This is a genomic window from Erythrobacter sp. HA7-11 (assembly GCF_055693605.1).
In genome coordinates this window covers 1,953,550-1,967,532 of record NZ_JBVFUF010000002.1, presented here as the reverse complement: position 1 = coordinate 1,967,532, position 13,983 = coordinate 1,953,550, and the positions used below count along the sequence as shown (strand labels likewise).

The 13,983-nt window shown below is 58.3% G+C and carries 13 protein-coding genes, 1 other RNA gene and 2 pseudogenes; 3 read left to right on the top strand and 13 right to left on the bottom strand.

From position 1 onward, the window contains the following. Positions 1-2: 2 nt before the first annotated feature. From ACZ1GU_RS10190 to ACZ1GU_RS10175, 4 genes are read right to left on the bottom strand one after another with little or no spacing between them, the layout of a single operon-like run. Positions 3-677: a TPM domain-containing protein gene (locus ACZ1GU_RS10190; RefSeq protein WP_472647887.1), complete on the bottom strand. Its 675-nt coding sequence runs from the start codon at positions 675-677 to the stop codon at positions 3-5. Continuing rightward, a complete protein-coding gene (locus ACZ1GU_RS10185; RefSeq protein ID WP_472647886.1) occupies positions 678-1,535 on the bottom strand; it encodes a TPM domain-containing protein in 858 nt (285 codons plus the stop codon). It abuts the gene before it with no gap. Beyond that, complete coding sequence (locus ACZ1GU_RS10180) at positions 1,532-2,044, bottom strand: TPM domain-containing protein (protein WP_472647885.1); 513 nt, start codon at positions 2,042-2,044, stop codon at positions 1,532-1,534. Before ACZ1GU_RS10180 ends, ACZ1GU_RS10185 begins: the two co-directional genes overlap by 4 nt. Before the next feature lie 5 nt (positions 2,045-2,049). Further along, positions 2,050-2,652, bottom strand: a complete 603-nt coding sequence (locus ACZ1GU_RS10175) for a LemA family protein (protein WP_472647884.1) — start codon at positions 2,650-2,652, stop codon at positions 2,050-2,052. A gap of 177 nt (positions 2,653-2,829) precedes the next feature. On the opposite strand from ACZ1GU_RS10175, the gene mscL reads away from it, so the two are divergent. Beyond that, positions 2,830-3,366: a large conductance mechanosensitive channel protein MscL gene (gene mscL / locus ACZ1GU_RS10170; RefSeq protein WP_472647883.1), complete on the top strand. Its 537-nt coding sequence runs from the start codon at positions 2,830-2,832 to the stop codon at positions 3,364-3,366. Next, positions 3,353-3,710: a transfer-messenger RNA gene (gene ssrA / locus ACZ1GU_RS10165) on the top strand. Before mscL ends, ssrA begins: the two co-directional genes overlap by 14 nt. Positions 3,711-3,749: 39 nt before the next feature. On the opposite strand, the gene ACZ1GU_RS10160 is transcribed toward ssrA, so the two are convergent. From ACZ1GU_RS10160 to ACZ1GU_RS10140, 5 genes and pseudogenes are all read right to left on the bottom strand, one after another. After that, the gene (locus ACZ1GU_RS10160; RefSeq protein ID WP_472647882.1) at positions 3,750-4,145 is read right to left on the bottom strand and encodes a TonB family protein; all 396 of its coding nucleotides are present in this window, start codon (positions 4,143-4,145) and stop codon (positions 3,750-3,752) included. Then, the gene (locus tag ACZ1GU_RS10155; RefSeq protein WP_472647881.1) at positions 4,146-4,418 is read right to left on the bottom strand and encodes a hypothetical protein; all 273 of its coding nucleotides are present in this window, start codon (positions 4,416-4,418) and stop codon (positions 4,146-4,148) included. A 128-nt stretch (positions 4,419-4,546) separates the two neighbouring features. Continuing rightward, a pseudogene (locus ACZ1GU_RS10150) lies at positions 4,547-5,801 on the bottom strand (N-succinylarginine dihydrolase). Continuing rightward, positions 5,798-6,814, bottom strand: a complete 1,017-nt coding sequence (locus ACZ1GU_RS10145; protein ID WP_472647880.1) for an arginine N-succinyltransferase — start codon at positions 6,812-6,814, stop codon at positions 5,798-5,800. The pseudogene ACZ1GU_RS10150 and the gene ACZ1GU_RS10145 overlap by 4 nt, the downstream one beginning before the upstream one ends. Further along, positions 6,811-8,004 carry a hydrolase gene (locus tag ACZ1GU_RS10140; RefSeq protein ID WP_472647879.1) on the bottom strand — a complete coding sequence of 398 codons (1,194 nt, stop codon included), beginning with the start codon at positions 8,002-8,004 and terminating at the stop codon, positions 6,811-6,813. Before ACZ1GU_RS10140 ends, ACZ1GU_RS10145 begins: the two co-directional genes overlap by 4 nt. A 150-nt stretch (positions 8,005-8,154) precedes the next feature. On the opposite strand from ACZ1GU_RS10140, the pseudogene ACZ1GU_RS10135 reads away from it, so the two are divergent. Beyond that, positions 8,155-10,253: pseudogene (locus ACZ1GU_RS10135) on the top strand (malate synthase G). 10 nt (positions 10,254-10,263) lie between these two features. Here the strand turns inward: ACZ1GU_RS10135 and ACZ1GU_RS10130 are convergent. From ACZ1GU_RS10130 to ACZ1GU_RS10115, 4 genes are all read right to left on the bottom strand, one after another. After that, positions 10,264-10,650 carry a PilZ domain-containing protein gene (locus ACZ1GU_RS10130; RefSeq protein WP_472647878.1) on the bottom strand — a complete coding sequence of 129 codons (387 nt, stop codon included), beginning with the start codon at positions 10,648-10,650 and terminating at the stop codon, positions 10,264-10,266. 107 nt (positions 10,651-10,757) lie between these two features. Further along, positions 10,758-11,579, bottom strand: coding sequence for a 16S rRNA (adenine(1518)-N(6)/adenine(1519)-N(6))-dimethyltransferase RsmA (rsmA, locus tag ACZ1GU_RS10125; protein ID WP_472647877.1), 822 nt, complete (start codon positions 11,577-11,579; stop codon positions 10,758-10,760). Next, positions 11,572-12,594 carry a 4-hydroxythreonine-4-phosphate dehydrogenase PdxA gene (gene pdxA, locus ACZ1GU_RS10120; RefSeq protein ID WP_472647876.1) on the bottom strand — a complete coding sequence of 341 codons (1,023 nt, stop codon included), beginning with the start codon at positions 12,592-12,594 and terminating at the stop codon, positions 11,572-11,574. Before pdxA ends, rsmA begins: the two co-directional genes overlap by 8 nt. A gap of 11 nt (positions 12,595-12,605) precedes the next feature. Beyond that, positions 12,606-13,946, bottom strand: coding sequence for a peptidylprolyl isomerase (locus ACZ1GU_RS10115; protein ID WP_472647875.1), 1,341 nt, complete (start codon positions 13,944-13,946; stop codon positions 12,606-12,608). Positions 13,947-13,983: the final 37 nt, after the last annotated feature.

Genomic DNA, 13,983 nt, shown 5'->3' with positions numbered 1-13,983 from the left:
GCTTAGACTTCGATCAAGCGGTCGGGAAGCTCGTTTTCATCGTCTTCTGCGCGGGGGAAGTGTTCGGACAGGATTTCGCCCACATCGCGCACGCCGATCGCCATGCCTTCGGCGATATTCCCCGCTTTGATTTCGGAGAGCATGTCCGCCATCGCCTCGCCCCAGATCTCGGCAGAGACTTGCTCGGCAATAGGCTGGTCGGCCACGATTTCTGCGCGGTGTTCGCTCATCGACAGGTAGATCAGGATGCCGGTGCGCCCATGCGTGCGGCGCTCTGCGCCGACTTTGAAGTGCTTGATCGCTTGTGCGTGAACACGGCTCGTCTTGATAGGAGAGGGCACGAGCGCGAATTTGAGCGGGTCCCACAATTGCGCCGCCCAGGCGATCACAAAGGTCAGTAGGCCGAGCGCAATGGTCATGCTGGCAATTTGTCCGGTACTCCAATCAATGCCCCATCCGCCCGACAGACCGTCCCAGAAATCGAGGAAGGGCTGAGGCAGGGCCGCGAAGAGACTCATCGTCGTGAATGCAAGAGCCGCTGACCAAAGCAGTGACACATCGGAATAGCCGTCCGATCGATCGGCGAGCACGGTCAGGATTTCGCCCGAGGTTTGCAGCTCTGCTTCGCCGACCGCGTCGGAGACTATCTTGTGCTGCTGTGCGTTCAAATAGGCCATTTACCAGCCCCCCGAGGCGCCGCCGCCTCCAAATGATCCGCCGCCGCCAGAGAAGCCTCCACCAAATCCGCCGCCTCCGCCGAAGCCGCCACCGCCACCCCAATCGTCGCCGCCGCTCATTGCGCCGCGAACGATTGCGCTACCGACCTCCCACAGGATGATATCGCCGACCGTGTCGCCGATATCGCGCGAGCGTCTGCCCCAGGGACCCTTGCCCTTTTTCGAGCGATAGCGCCGCCCACGCCGAAGCATCGGGAGGATGAAAAAGAAGAACAGGAACCCGAGCCAGATGAGCCCGCCAAACGGGAAGCCGCCGGAGTTTTGACCACGTTCTCGCGATTGGCTCGCCTCTTGCGCCACCAATGCAGCTTGATCCGGGGGAAGCTGCAACTGGGTCACGATGGCATCCGTGCCCGCGACAATGCCGCCTGGAAAGTCACCCTGTTTAAAACGCGGGATGATCTCGTTTTGGATAATCAGCGAGGAGAGCGCATCGGTCAGATAGCCCTCAAGGCCATAGCCGACTTCGATCCGGACTTTCCGATCATTGGGCGCAACCAGCAGGATTGCTCCGTCATTCCGCTCAGCGTCGCCAATTCCCCACGCACGGCCCAGCTGATAGCCGTAATCGCTGATGTCGTAGCCTTCGAGCGATGGAACCGTTGCAATGACTAACTGCCGCTGCGATTGCGTCTCCAGTTCCTCCAATTGGCTTATTAGTTGCTCCTCGACATCAGCGGGAATGATATCCGCATTGTCGATCACCCGCCCAGTCAGCTCCGGAAATTCGGACTGAGCTGCGAGCGGGGCGGCAAGCAGCGAAAATAGCGCCGCGAACAAGATGGAAATTCGCTTCATGCGGCCTCTTTCAGATCAAATTGGGTCACTTCGCGAATTAGATCGTTCACGCCATCGTCGATACCAGACTCAAAGTCTCCTCGGCGAAATGCTGGCAGAATGCTTTCTTGGATTATCGCTGCCGCCTCTTCATCTTTCACCGTGTTTTCAAGCCCTTTGCCAACCGCAATCCGCACCTGGCGCTCATTCGGCGCGACCAACAGCAGAAGGCCGTCGTTTCTTTCTTTGCTGCCCAAGCCCCACGCATTCGCCAAATCGACCGAGTAAAACAGAATTTCTTCGCCGCCCAAATCTGGTGTGGTTGCTACAACCAACTGCACCTCTGTTTCGGTTTCCAAAGCTGTCAGTTTTGCACTCAGAAAATCCTCAAATTCAGGGTCGAGGATATCCGCCGCGTCCACGACGCGCCCCGTGAGCTCAAGTTTGGGCGCTTCCTCTGCGACATGCGCGTCAGCCGTACACCCCAAGAGTGCGAGGCCAGAAGCAACAATCGCGAGCAGTCGGAGCACCTTGCTCAGTTCGACGTCATATCGAGCTGAGGAGCTTCTTCTGCGCCTTCTGTCACGGACGTGTACGGCTCAAGCGGTTCTGCGCCGTGGATTATGTTGGCACCGATCGTGTCCGGGAAGGTGCGGATCGTCGTATTATATTGGCGCACCGCTTCATTGTAGTCGCGGATGGCGACCGCAATGCGGTTTTCAGTGCCTTCGTATTGGCTTTGGAAGGCAAGATAATTCTGGTTCGACTGAATGTTGGGATAGGCTTCGAAACTGGCGAGCAGTCGCCCGATGCCTTGGCTGATTTGGCCTTGCGCAGCGGCATATTCCTCCATTGCTTGCTCATCGCTGAGATTGTCTGCGGAAATATTCACGCTGGTTGCGCGGGCACGTGCTTCAGTCACTTCGGTAAGGATCGCGCGCTCATTTTCAGCAGCACCCTGAACGATTTCAGCCAGATTGGGGATTAAGTTCGCGCGGCGTTGAAACTGGGCTTCGACATCAGCCCACTTCGCCTTGGCGTTTTCTTCTGCTGCTGGAACAGAATTGATCCCGCAGGCGGCCAGGCCCAGCGAAGCCGCTGCAACCAAAGCAAAGCGGCGAATGTTTTTGAAATTCATGAGCATCCCTTTCCATAACACCGAGAGCATGTCTGCCCGGTGTCGTCCCTATCTGTATTGTGTATATAGCACACCTAGGTCCGCGTTCAAGGCGTGGACGCCACAGACTAACACGCTTGGCAATCTGCGTTAACCATGTCAAAAGCCTTAGCGTTGGGATTATTTGAGGGGATCAAGATGCTGACAGAATTCAAAGAATTTATTGCCAAAGGCAATGTGATGGAGCTCGCTGTCGCGGTCATCATCGCAGGTGCTTTCGCCGTTATCGTTGCATCTCTGACTGACGATGTGATCATGCCGATAGTGGGAATGATCTTCGGTGATGTCGACTTCTCTAGCAAGTACACTGTTCTGTCCGGTGCGGAGCTGATTGAGCCCGGCATGTCGCTCGAAGCGGCGCGCGAAGCCGGTGCGAACGTTCTTGCATGGGGCGCGTTTGTGACCTCGATCATCAACTTCCTGATCCTGGCATTCATCATCTTCATGCTGGTCCGCTATGCGAACAAGGTGAAGGCGCGCTTTGATGAGCCGAGCCGAGGAAGAGGCACCAGCCGGCCCAACCGAAATCGAGCTGCTCACGGAAATCCGCGACGCGCTCAAGAAGTAGGTTCCTTTACAAAGTCGAGCGCCCGTCCTGCAGCGATGCGGGGCGGGCGTTTTCTGTTCTGCGCATGCGCCCGTCGGCACCCAAAAGTCCCATCCACTTCCCATTAAGCGTTTGATCGCTATATAGGGCATGTCGGTTTCGGTACCGACTATGGCGATAAATTGCTGCGTGCAATAGGCACAACGGACCCGGGGGCAGTACCCGGCGGCTCCACCATAACTCTCTGTTTGCATTCGTGTTTTCAGGGGTTTCTGACGGGGCCGAACTAGGATCGACGTGGGCTGAAAAGCGTAGTTTTTGCCCGGGCTGAGTAACCCGTAAAACTGTTCAAAACACACAAGTGCCAATGATAATGAAGCACTCGCTATTGCAGCGTAATGTGACGGCCTAACGGCCTGAATTTACAAAGCTAAAGCGCGGTTGGACCCACCGGGCAACAGAAGCGGATTCCGGGGGCTCGGGGGAGCCTAGCAACAGAATCCCCCACCCTCTAATCGACGAGCACAAACCGAACTGGCAGAATGATCCAAGTGAGCATTTTGCTTTCGTCATCCACCTTCAGCACAGGCGCAATGCCGGCGGCTGCCACGGCTTTACAGCCGATCTGGTCGAGCGCCTCATCGCCGCTGCTTGTGTAGGTATGGCAAGTGTTTGTCGTCCCGTCGTCCGCGATCTTAAAACGGACCTTTACAACACCTTGGACGCCTTCCTGGACCGGGCCACCCTGATACATTGAAGTTGCGCGCAAAGTTACCTTCGCGCTCCAGCGCCGCGCTGCGACGCGCCATTCCTCGCTCGTTTCGTAAACCTCAGGCTGCGTCGATTCAGCCGGCTCAATCAGCACCGGCGCGCTTTGAAGCGCCAAGATCACCCCAGCCGCGAACATTCAGTATTGTTCGAGAGGAGCGGCGTTTTCTTGCGTGTCTTGCGACTTAAGCCTTTCGAGCTCTTTTTTCGCTTTCAACCCGTCAAGGATCGCTGCGCCGCCTAGGAAAACAGCGCCCGTCGTCGCCAAGAACAACAATTGTCCGCCGAGGCCCGGATATTCCTGCAAGTACGCTGCGCCGCGTGTCGTCGCGCCGAGAGCCAGAGCGTAAATGATCACGAAGGCTTCAAAGCGAGTCTTGATGACAAACAGCCTTCCGATTTTCCGCAGCATGCGCTCTCCTTGATTAACCTTTTGGTTTGCAAAGGCCGTGCCAAGAACGGTTGGCTGCGGGCCCGCGTGGTTAACGTGGGACGAAGTGTAAGCGGCTCCGACGCAAAGGCCAAACGCGTTAACTTTGTTTAACCAAGCTCGGTGAGGTCGACTGCGGTGAGCAGTGCCTGCCGCGCGGCGATCACCGCGTCTGCGAGCGTTTCGCTACCGAGGTCTGCGGGGTCAATCTGTTCGAGCCAGTTCTCACCGATCACCTTCTCGAGCAAGTCAGCCTTCGCTTCGCTTAGCAAAAAGCGCGGATCGACGGTCGCCGGATCGCACACCACGCGCAGCCGCAGACATGCAGGGCCACCGCCATTGGCCATGCTCTGGCGAACATCGACCGGAATGACCTCGCGGATTGGACCGTTGGTGGCGAGCATGCCTTCACACCATGCCCAAACGCTGGCGCTTTCGCGGCATTCTTCCGGAACGATCAGAGCCATGCCGCCGTCGGGTCGCGAGACTAATTGCGCGTTGAAGAGATAGGTGCGGATCGCTTCGGTGAGGGGCACTGCATCGCTCGGCACTTCGACCACTTCAAGCGCGGGGAAGGCAGCGCGCATCGCTGCATACGCGCCTTGCTGATCGGCGAAGGCCTCCGCGTGGGTGAACAGCACATTTTCATTCGCTACTGCAACCACATCATTGTGAAATGCGCCCGCCTCGATCGCGGTACGGATTTTGCTCAATGAAGACGCATTTTGCCGGGTCTAGACCATGCAGCCGAGCGACCGCGCGACTGGCTTGTTCGTGTTGGCGCGCGGGGAATTTGCCGCCGGGCTTGCCGTAGACGAACACTTCGACGCCTTTGCTGCCATGCCCTTCGCTAAGGCGCATGTGATTCGCCGCGCCTTCATCGCCGAAGCTTCCCGGCACCGCATCGTGCACGGTGAAGTGTTCGCTATCGCCGAACGCGATGTCGAGCATGCGTTTGGTGTCGGGCCATTCCTGCGCGCGGTGAAGCATGGTCACAAGATTGGCGGGGGTGAGATGGCATTTGCCATCCGCAGTGTCTGGCGCCGGGCTGACGGTCGCAGCATTCGCGGTCCACATGCTGGAGGCTGACCATGCGGCTGCGAGCAATTGGCGCGGGCTGTGGCGATCCACAGCGAGACGGTTGAGCAGGGCTCCGTTCGGGCGGGGCAGGGGCAACAGGAAGCCCTGATGCCCGAAGCGCGCAAGATTTCCGCGCATCTTCTCGATGCCCTGAAGCGCAGCGGCCTTTGGATAGGAGACGTCGCCGCCATGGCTCGCGCTCGCAATATTGCCGAGCGAAAGCCCTGCATAATTGTGGCTCGGTCCAACAATGCCGTCGAAATTGATCTCGACCAATTTGCTCATCGCCCGACGCTCCAGACAGTGTCGCCGATGGCAACGTCCAGCGTGTCCGCCGCGATCGCATCGATTGCTACCGAACCGTCTTCGGCAATGTCTCGCGCGCCATAGCAGGCACGGAAGTCGGCGAGGGCGCCGGTAGCGATAATCGCTTTTTCGCCTTCGGTGTTTTCGATCCCCCTAATTGTCGCTGATGTCGAACCAGCCACGCTGTGCACCTGATCGGTCTTCGCGAGCATAGTTGGGCCGCCGTCGAAAATGTCGACATAGCCCTCGTACGCGAAGCCCTCTTTTTCCAACATCCGCATGGCCGCGCGCCCCGTGGGATGGGGCAGGCCGATAACCTTCTTCGCTTCTTCGTCGAGCATCGCGACATAGACGGGATGCTTGGGCATTAAATCGGCAATGAACTGGTTGCCGTTGATTGCGTTGAAATAGTCCGCTTCCTGAAAGCCCATTCCGAAAAAGCGGCCTGCGACACCGTCCCAGAATGGCGAGCCACCGCGCTCATCAATAATCCCGCGCAGTTCAGCTAGGATGCGATCGGCAAAACGCGCGCGGTGCATCGCGATGAAGAGATAGCGCGTACGCGCCAAGAGCAAGCCTAGCCCGCCTGCCCGTTCATTTGGGTGAAGGAACAGGCCTCCAACTTCGCTCGAGCCCTCAAGGTCGGTGACGAGGCTGAGCAATTCAGCGCGGACTGTGCGATCCAGCTCCTGGCTGTACTGCGTCAGCGTATTGAGGCGATAGGAATAGAACGGCCATTGCTGGCCCACCATCGTCATCAATTGGCATGTGCCGCGAACCGCGCCGGTCTCGACATTCTCGAGCACAAGGACGAAGGTTTCGTTGGTGAGTTCATCACCGGTATTGGCGAACGCCTTGGCCGAGACTGCGAGTTTTTTGGCCAGCGCATCACGATCGGCGGGCAGGTTCGTAAACCCGCCGCCCGTTAACTTTGCCATTTCATAAAGGTGTTCAAGATCGGATGTGCGCGAGGCGCGCATGCGGAAGGTCAATGCATGTCTCCAGCGGCGATGCGGGAAAGGACTAAGGATGAGAGCGCGGCGCGTTCGGCAAGGCTTGAGACAATCAGGAATTCGTCTGGTGAGTGGATGCTGCCGCCGCGCACTCCCATCGTGTCGACGACAGGTACTCCGCAGGCGGCGATGTTGTTGCCGTCACACACGCCGCCGGTCGATTTCCAGCGAATATCATGACCCAATTGTGCGCCGCATTCGCGCACAAGATCGAACAGTTTTTGCGCGCGATCATCGACTGGTTTGGGTGGCCGGGTAACGCCGCCATGGCGATGCGTTTGCACTTCATGTTGCGCTTCTATGCTGCGCAGCAAAGCATTAAGATTGCTATCGAAACTTTCCATCGCGTCAGTGCTCTTCGGACGGATGTTGAAGCGCAAAACGGCGTGATCAGGAACGACATTATTGGCCGCGCCGCCCTCCAGCTTGGCAGGGTTCACGGTGATGTCTTCCCGCTCCATTTGCTTTAGGCGCAGGATTAAATCAGCAGCGGCTACAATTGCATTGCGACCCTCATGCGGGTTGCGTCCGGCATGGGCCGACTTGCCGCTTATCACGATAGAGTAATTGCCGGTCCCTCCGCGCGCATGGGCGAGCGTGCCATCCGGCAAAGCGGCTGGCTCATAGGTGAGCGCTGCGAGTTTTCCGCGTGCCATGTCTGCGATCAAATCGGAGCTGGCGAGCGAGCCTGTTTCTTCGTCTGAATTGATCAGAACATCGTAACCGAGCGATCCGGCAGACGCGCTTTTCTCGAACGTCATCAATGCGTGCAGAATAACCGCTATACCGCCCTTCATGTCGGCAACACCTGGACCATTGAGGACATCATCTTCAAGCCAGGTCAGCTGCTGAAACGAGTGATCCTTCGGAAACACCGTGTCCATATGCCCTGTCAGCAGGATACGCGCGTTCGCCTGCGGCTGCACGCGGACAATCAGGTGCTGGCCATTGGCTTTGTCAAACTCCTGCCCATCTGCGCCCATCGCGCTCACAGGAGCCGGGTCGACCAGTTCTATCTCTCCAGGAAGCGCTGAAAACGCATCAGCCAGCGCGCCCGCCTGACGCGAAAGCCCTTCAAGATTGCCTGTGCCGGTGTTGATTGCACACCAATCCTGTACCTGCGCAAGCATGGCGGATTGATCGATTGTGTCGTGAATGTTCCCGGTCATTAGCCACCGCTCTAGCTGGGTGCAGGCGATCATCCAACCCACCTTGGCGTTTCGATGTTAACAGGCCCGTTGCAATTCCGCGGGAGCTTCGCCATAGCCCGCCTCGTCCTCCTCCCCAGGCACCGATTTTTCGAGTCATGAGGACAATAAATGACCACTAAAGTTGATCGCGCTGGCCTTGTTGTTGATGAGCGGCTGGCGACTTTTCTCGAAACCAAAGTTCTGACGCCACTCGGTACCGTGATGTCGGTGAGTTCTGGCAAGGTTTTGCTGGGCTTTTGTCCGAATATGCGCCGCGCAATGCGAAGCTGTTGGCGAAGCGCGACGAGCTTCAGGCGAAGATTGATGCTTGGCATAGCGAACGCCAAGAGCAGCCGCATGATGCCGCTGCCTATAAGGCGTTCCTCCATGAGATCGGCTATCTTGTGCCCGAGCCGGGTGACTTCACCATCGGCACTCAGAACGTCGACCCCGAAATCGCGACCATGGCCGGGCCGCAGCTGGTGGTCCCGATCCTCAATGCGCGCTTCCTGCTTAATGCCGCAAACGCACGCTGGGGCAGCCTCTATGACGCTTTCTACGGTACCGATGCGCTAGATGCGCCGCCAGCCAAGCCCGGCGGATATGACAAGGAGCGCGGCGATGCCGTGATTGCGCGCGGACGCGAGTTCCTCAATCAAGCGCTGCCGCTGGTGGATCAAAGCTGGGCCGATATGGCTGACGAGAATGACGGCAAGTTGCAGGATGAAAGCCAGTATGTCGGCAAGACAGACAACGGCCTGCTTTTCGTCAACAATGGCCTGCATATCGAGGTGGTGTTTGATCGAAACCATCCTGTCGGCAAAGACGACAAGGCTGGCATCGCCGACATCAATGTCGAAGCCGCACTGACGACCATCGCAGATTGCGAGGATTCTGTCGCGGCGGTGGATGCTGAGGACAAGCTGCTCGCCTATACGAATTGGCTGGGCATTATTCGCGGCGATCTCGAAGAGAGCTTTGAGAAGGGCGGAAGGGTGATGACCCGCGCTCTGAATGGCGACAAGGCCTATGCTGATAGCGAAGGTATTGCGCATTCGCTGTCCGGGCGCAGCCTGATGTTTGTGCGAAATGTCGGGCATCTGATGACCAATCCGGCGATCCATCTTCCTGACGGAAGCGAAATTCCGGAAGGCATCATGGATGCCGTCTTTACCAGCGCGATCAGCACGATCGATGTCGAAGGTCATGCGAAGTACGGCAATTCGCGAGCGGGCTCGGTCTACATTGTGAAGCCAAAGATGCACGGACCGGACGAATGCGCTTTCACCAACGATTTGTTCGATGCGGTTGAGGACCTTCTTGGCCTGCCGCGCCACACGATCAAGGTCGGCGTGATGGACGAAGAGCGCCGTACGAGCGCAAATCTCGGCGCGTGTATTCATGCGGTTCGTGACCGGATCGTGTTCATCAACACTGGCTTCCTTGATCGCACGGGTGATGAGATCCACACCTCTATGCGCGCCGGTCCCATGCTGCGCAAAGGCGCGATGAAGGGCTCGGATTGGTTGACCGCCTACGAAGCGCGCAATGTTGGCATAGGGCTGAAGCATGGCCTGTCTGGCAAGGCGCAAATCGGCAAAGGCATGTGGGCTGCGCCTGACTTGATGGGGCAGATGATGGTCGAAAAGATCGGCCATCTGCGCGCCGGCGCCAACACCGCCTGGGTGCCTTCACCAACGGCGGCTACGCTGCACGCGCTGCATTACCACCAAGAGAATGTGTTCGACATCCAGCAAGGGCTCGGCGAAATTCCGAGCGTCGATACGCTGCTTCGTATTCCGCTCGCCGAAGGGACAAACTGGTCCGAGGATGAGCTGCGCGACGAGCTCGATAACAATTGCCAAGGTCTGCTCGGCTATGTGGTTCGCTGGATTGATGCCGGCGTCGGTTGCTCAAAGGTTCCGGACATCAACGATGTCGGCCTGATGGAAGACCGTGCGACCTTGCGCATTTCATCGCAGCACATTGCTAACTGGCTGCTGCATGGCGTGGTCAGCAAGGATCAGGTGATGGATTCGCTTACCCGAATGGCGGCCAAGGTTGATGCGCAGAATGCGGGCGATCCGGGCTACACGCCGCTGATCGGCAATAAAGACGGCGCAGCATTCAGTGCGGCCAAAGACCTGATCTTCAAGGGCATCGAACAGCCGAGCGGTTACACCGAGCCGCTGCTTCACGCTTGGCGGCTCAGGAAGAAAGCAGGCTAGCGCTCCCCGATCACCTCGAGACGAGAGCGCCGCGTTTGCGGCCCATCTGGATATTGTTGCAGTTGGCGACAGGGCCGCCTTTCTGCAATTGCTCGCCTGCGATCTCGCTCAGCGCAGCCACGCCAATGCTGCGTTCAAATTCGACGCCGCAAGCCTCGTCATTCGACCAGATGACAGTGCAATAGATCTCATCATCGCCGAGGATCAGCATACCGGACACGCCTTGGGCCGGGGGCGATTCTGTTTCCAGCTTCGCACCATTGTCCGAGATATTGGCCATCCGGCACTCTCGGTTGCCGCTTGCTGTGCGGAAGACAGCAGGAATGGCAACAACGAAACGCCCAGATCGGCGTTGATCGGCATGCACGCTCTGACGGCGTGCTTCAAGAAAGCTCATTTCGGCTCTCGCATGTCTGCCCGGTTGGTTAGCCCGGTAACGGTCTCATGAGAGTCGGGCTAAACGCGAAAATTCGCCAACTGGTTCGCAAACACGCTTACCTGAAATTAACCAAGAGTGCGGGCGAGGGCGACAAATTCATCGACGCTGACGGTCTCAGCCCGGCGGGTTTCATCGATCCCGACCACGCGTAGGGCGTCGAGAGCGTCAGGTATGCCTTTCAGGCTTTGGCGCAGCATTTTCCGCCGCTGACCGAAGGCGGCCTCGGTGAGGCGTTCGAGCGTTTTGGCCGAAACATCATCCGGCGCATCGCGTGGTTCAACGTGCACAATTGCACTCATGACCTTCGGGGGAGGTGTAAAGGCGCTGCGGTGGACTTTCATCGCCAGTTTTGCCTGAGCGCGCCATTGCGCGAGCACGGCCAGCCTTCCATAAGCTGAGCCGCCTGGCGGGGCGACGATCCGCTGCGCAACTTCCTGTTGGAACATTAGCGTGAGCGAGCGCCAGAGTGGCGGCCAATTCTCCCCGCTGAGCCAATTGACGAACAGAGCCGTGCCGACATTGTAGGGCAGGTTCGCGAGCACTCGGTATGGTTCGCCTTGCACCAGTTCCGCATGGTCCAGCTTCATCGCATCGCCATGGATGACCGTGAGCTGGCTGGGAAAGGCGTCCGCTAGTTCTGCCAAGGCGGGCAGGCATCTTTCATCCATTTCGATCGCAGTCACCTTGGCGCCCGCTCGAAGCAGCGCCCGTGTCAGCCCTCCGGGTCCAGGTCCAATCTCGAGCACATTCTCGCCATCTAAATCGCCTGGAATGGCGGCAATCCGGTCGAGCAATTGCTCGTCGAACAGGAAGTTTTGTCCCAGCTTCTTTGACGCTGAAAGTCCGTGGCGCGCGATCACTTCGCGCAATGGAGGCAGATCAGGCATCGATCGGCGTTTTTAGGCGGTTTTTGGCGCACTCGGCGGCCATGCGGATCGCTGCGATCATCGCGCCGGGATCGGCCATCTTTCGTCCGGCAATGTCGAAGGCCGTGCCATGATCGGGCGACGTGCGAATGATCGGGAGGCCGAGCGTTACGTTGACGCCTTGATCAAACTCGATGGCCTTGATCGGGATCAGCGCCTGGTCGTGATACATGCAAAGCGCCGCATCATACCCGGCGCGTGTGCGCGGCATAAATAGCGCGTCGCCCGGATGCGGGCCGCTCGCATCAATGCCATCCTCGCGAAGTTCCTCGATAGCAGGCGCGATCATGCGTGCTTCCTCATCGCCAAACTTTCCGTCTTCGCCCGCGTGCGGGTTTAGTCCGGCAATCGCGAGGTGGGGATCAGCAACACCGAAATCGCGCGCCAATGCGGCAGCGACAATCCGAGCTTTGTGGGTGATGAGATCGCTCGACAGCGTGCTTGCTACATCGGCGAGCGCGATATGGACTGTTAGCGGGACAGTGCGCAAAGTAGGCCCCGCGAGCATCATCACCGCATCATCTTGAGGCAATCCGCAGGCGGCGGCGAGGAATTCAGTTTGGCCGGGAAATTCAAAGCCGACTTTGGCCAATTGGCCTTTGGCAACTGGCGCAGTCACCAGTCCGGATGCCTGACCCAAGAGCGCCATTCGCGTCGCCTCCGCGAGCGAATAGAGCGCTAGCGCCGCGCCTTGCTCATCGGGCTCGGCAGGGCGATATTCGCAATCCTCGCTGACGAGGACTGGCAGGCCGCTTGAAAACGCGTCCACTGCTTCACTCGGGTCGTCAATGGCGATGAGCGGGCATCTGACTCCGCGCGCCTCGGCGGCAGCGCGGAGTACGTCAAACCCGCCCATAACGAAGAACGGCGAGAGATTTTCAGTCTCCCGCTGCACCCAGCTTTCCGCGATAAGTTCAGGCCCGATGCCCGCCGGATCGCCCAGCGAAACGGCGAGGGGGATCGAGGCTTTTGTCACTAAGCCCGCGCTCAGTTGTACTCGATGTAGGCATCGTTGCGCAGGTCACGCAGGTAGCGCTGCGCGCGCTTTTGAATCCGATCTTCCTCGATCTGGTTCATGACCGATTGTACCGTCGGGCTGCCAGCAACCTGTGGATCGTCGCGGTCGCACAGCATCAAAACGCGCACTCCATCTTCAACCGATCCAAACGGAGGCGTGGTCTGACCGATCTGAAGTCCAAGAATGATGTTCTGCAATTGCGGCGGCAATTGCTTGGCAGGAATTTGCTCATTCGAGACGACATTCGCACCAATCGCGTCGCGCGCGCTTTCGGCATCAGCGCAGCCGCGCAAGCCGCCTATAAAGGCGTTAAATTGCTCAACCCGCCCTGCTGCATCTGGTTCGGTCGTTCCTTCCGGAAAAGTAATCGAGATTTGCTTGAGGTTGAGCAAAGCCTCCAGCGGATCAGCGGTCAAAACCTGCCGCTTCTCGATCAGATAAACGATGGTGAAGCCGCCCGGAATCTCCAGCGGGCCGACCAATTGGCCCGGCTGCATTTGGCGCACGGCGTCCGCCATCGGGCCGGGCAGGGTTCCAATCCGCAAGAAGCCCGTATCCCCGCCCACGACCGCGGTCGAAGCCTCGGAATACTGGCGGGCATAGGCAACGAAACTGCCGCCCTGCTGCAATTGCTGCACAATCTGGCGAGCGTTCTCCATCACGGCTTCGCGATTTTCGCTGGTCGCAGACAGATAGATTTCGCCTAGCCGATATTCGTCGGTGCCACGATCAGCCTCAAGCCGGCTAAGGATCTCGCGCGCTTCTTCCTCGGCGACGTTAACGAACGGAATGACATTACGGCGCAGCGCATTCTGCCAAGCGATCTCACCGGTGATTTGGCGCTTCAATGCGTTGGGGGAAGAACCGATCGAACGCAGATACTCATCCATTGCTTCAGGGTTCTGGCCAAAGTTTTGCGCGGCCAGTTGCGCGTATTGCTGTTCAACCTGAGCCGGGTCGACAGGAAGTTCCAGATTGTTCGCTTCCTGAATCTTGAGCGTTTCGTCGATCAAGTTGCGCAGAACCTGTCGGCGCAGGCGCGACAATTCTTCGTCGGAAATCTGGTTCTCTGAAGCCGCAGCAACAAGCGCGACGCGCTGATCTATGTCGGTTCCGGTGATGACAAAATCGTTCACAACCGCAGTGGCTGTGCGGATATTGGGGTTCGAGCTGCCGATTATCTGCACGTCATCCGGGATGCCGAATGGGTTGGTTGGGGCGGCTGCCTGCGCCAGCAAAGTCGCAGGCACGGCGGCTATGCCAGCCAGCGCTGCCGGTTTCAGAAATTTCGACCAAAAATTACGTGTCACGTGTAAATCCCGAGTTTATTCAATATTCTGCTTGTTT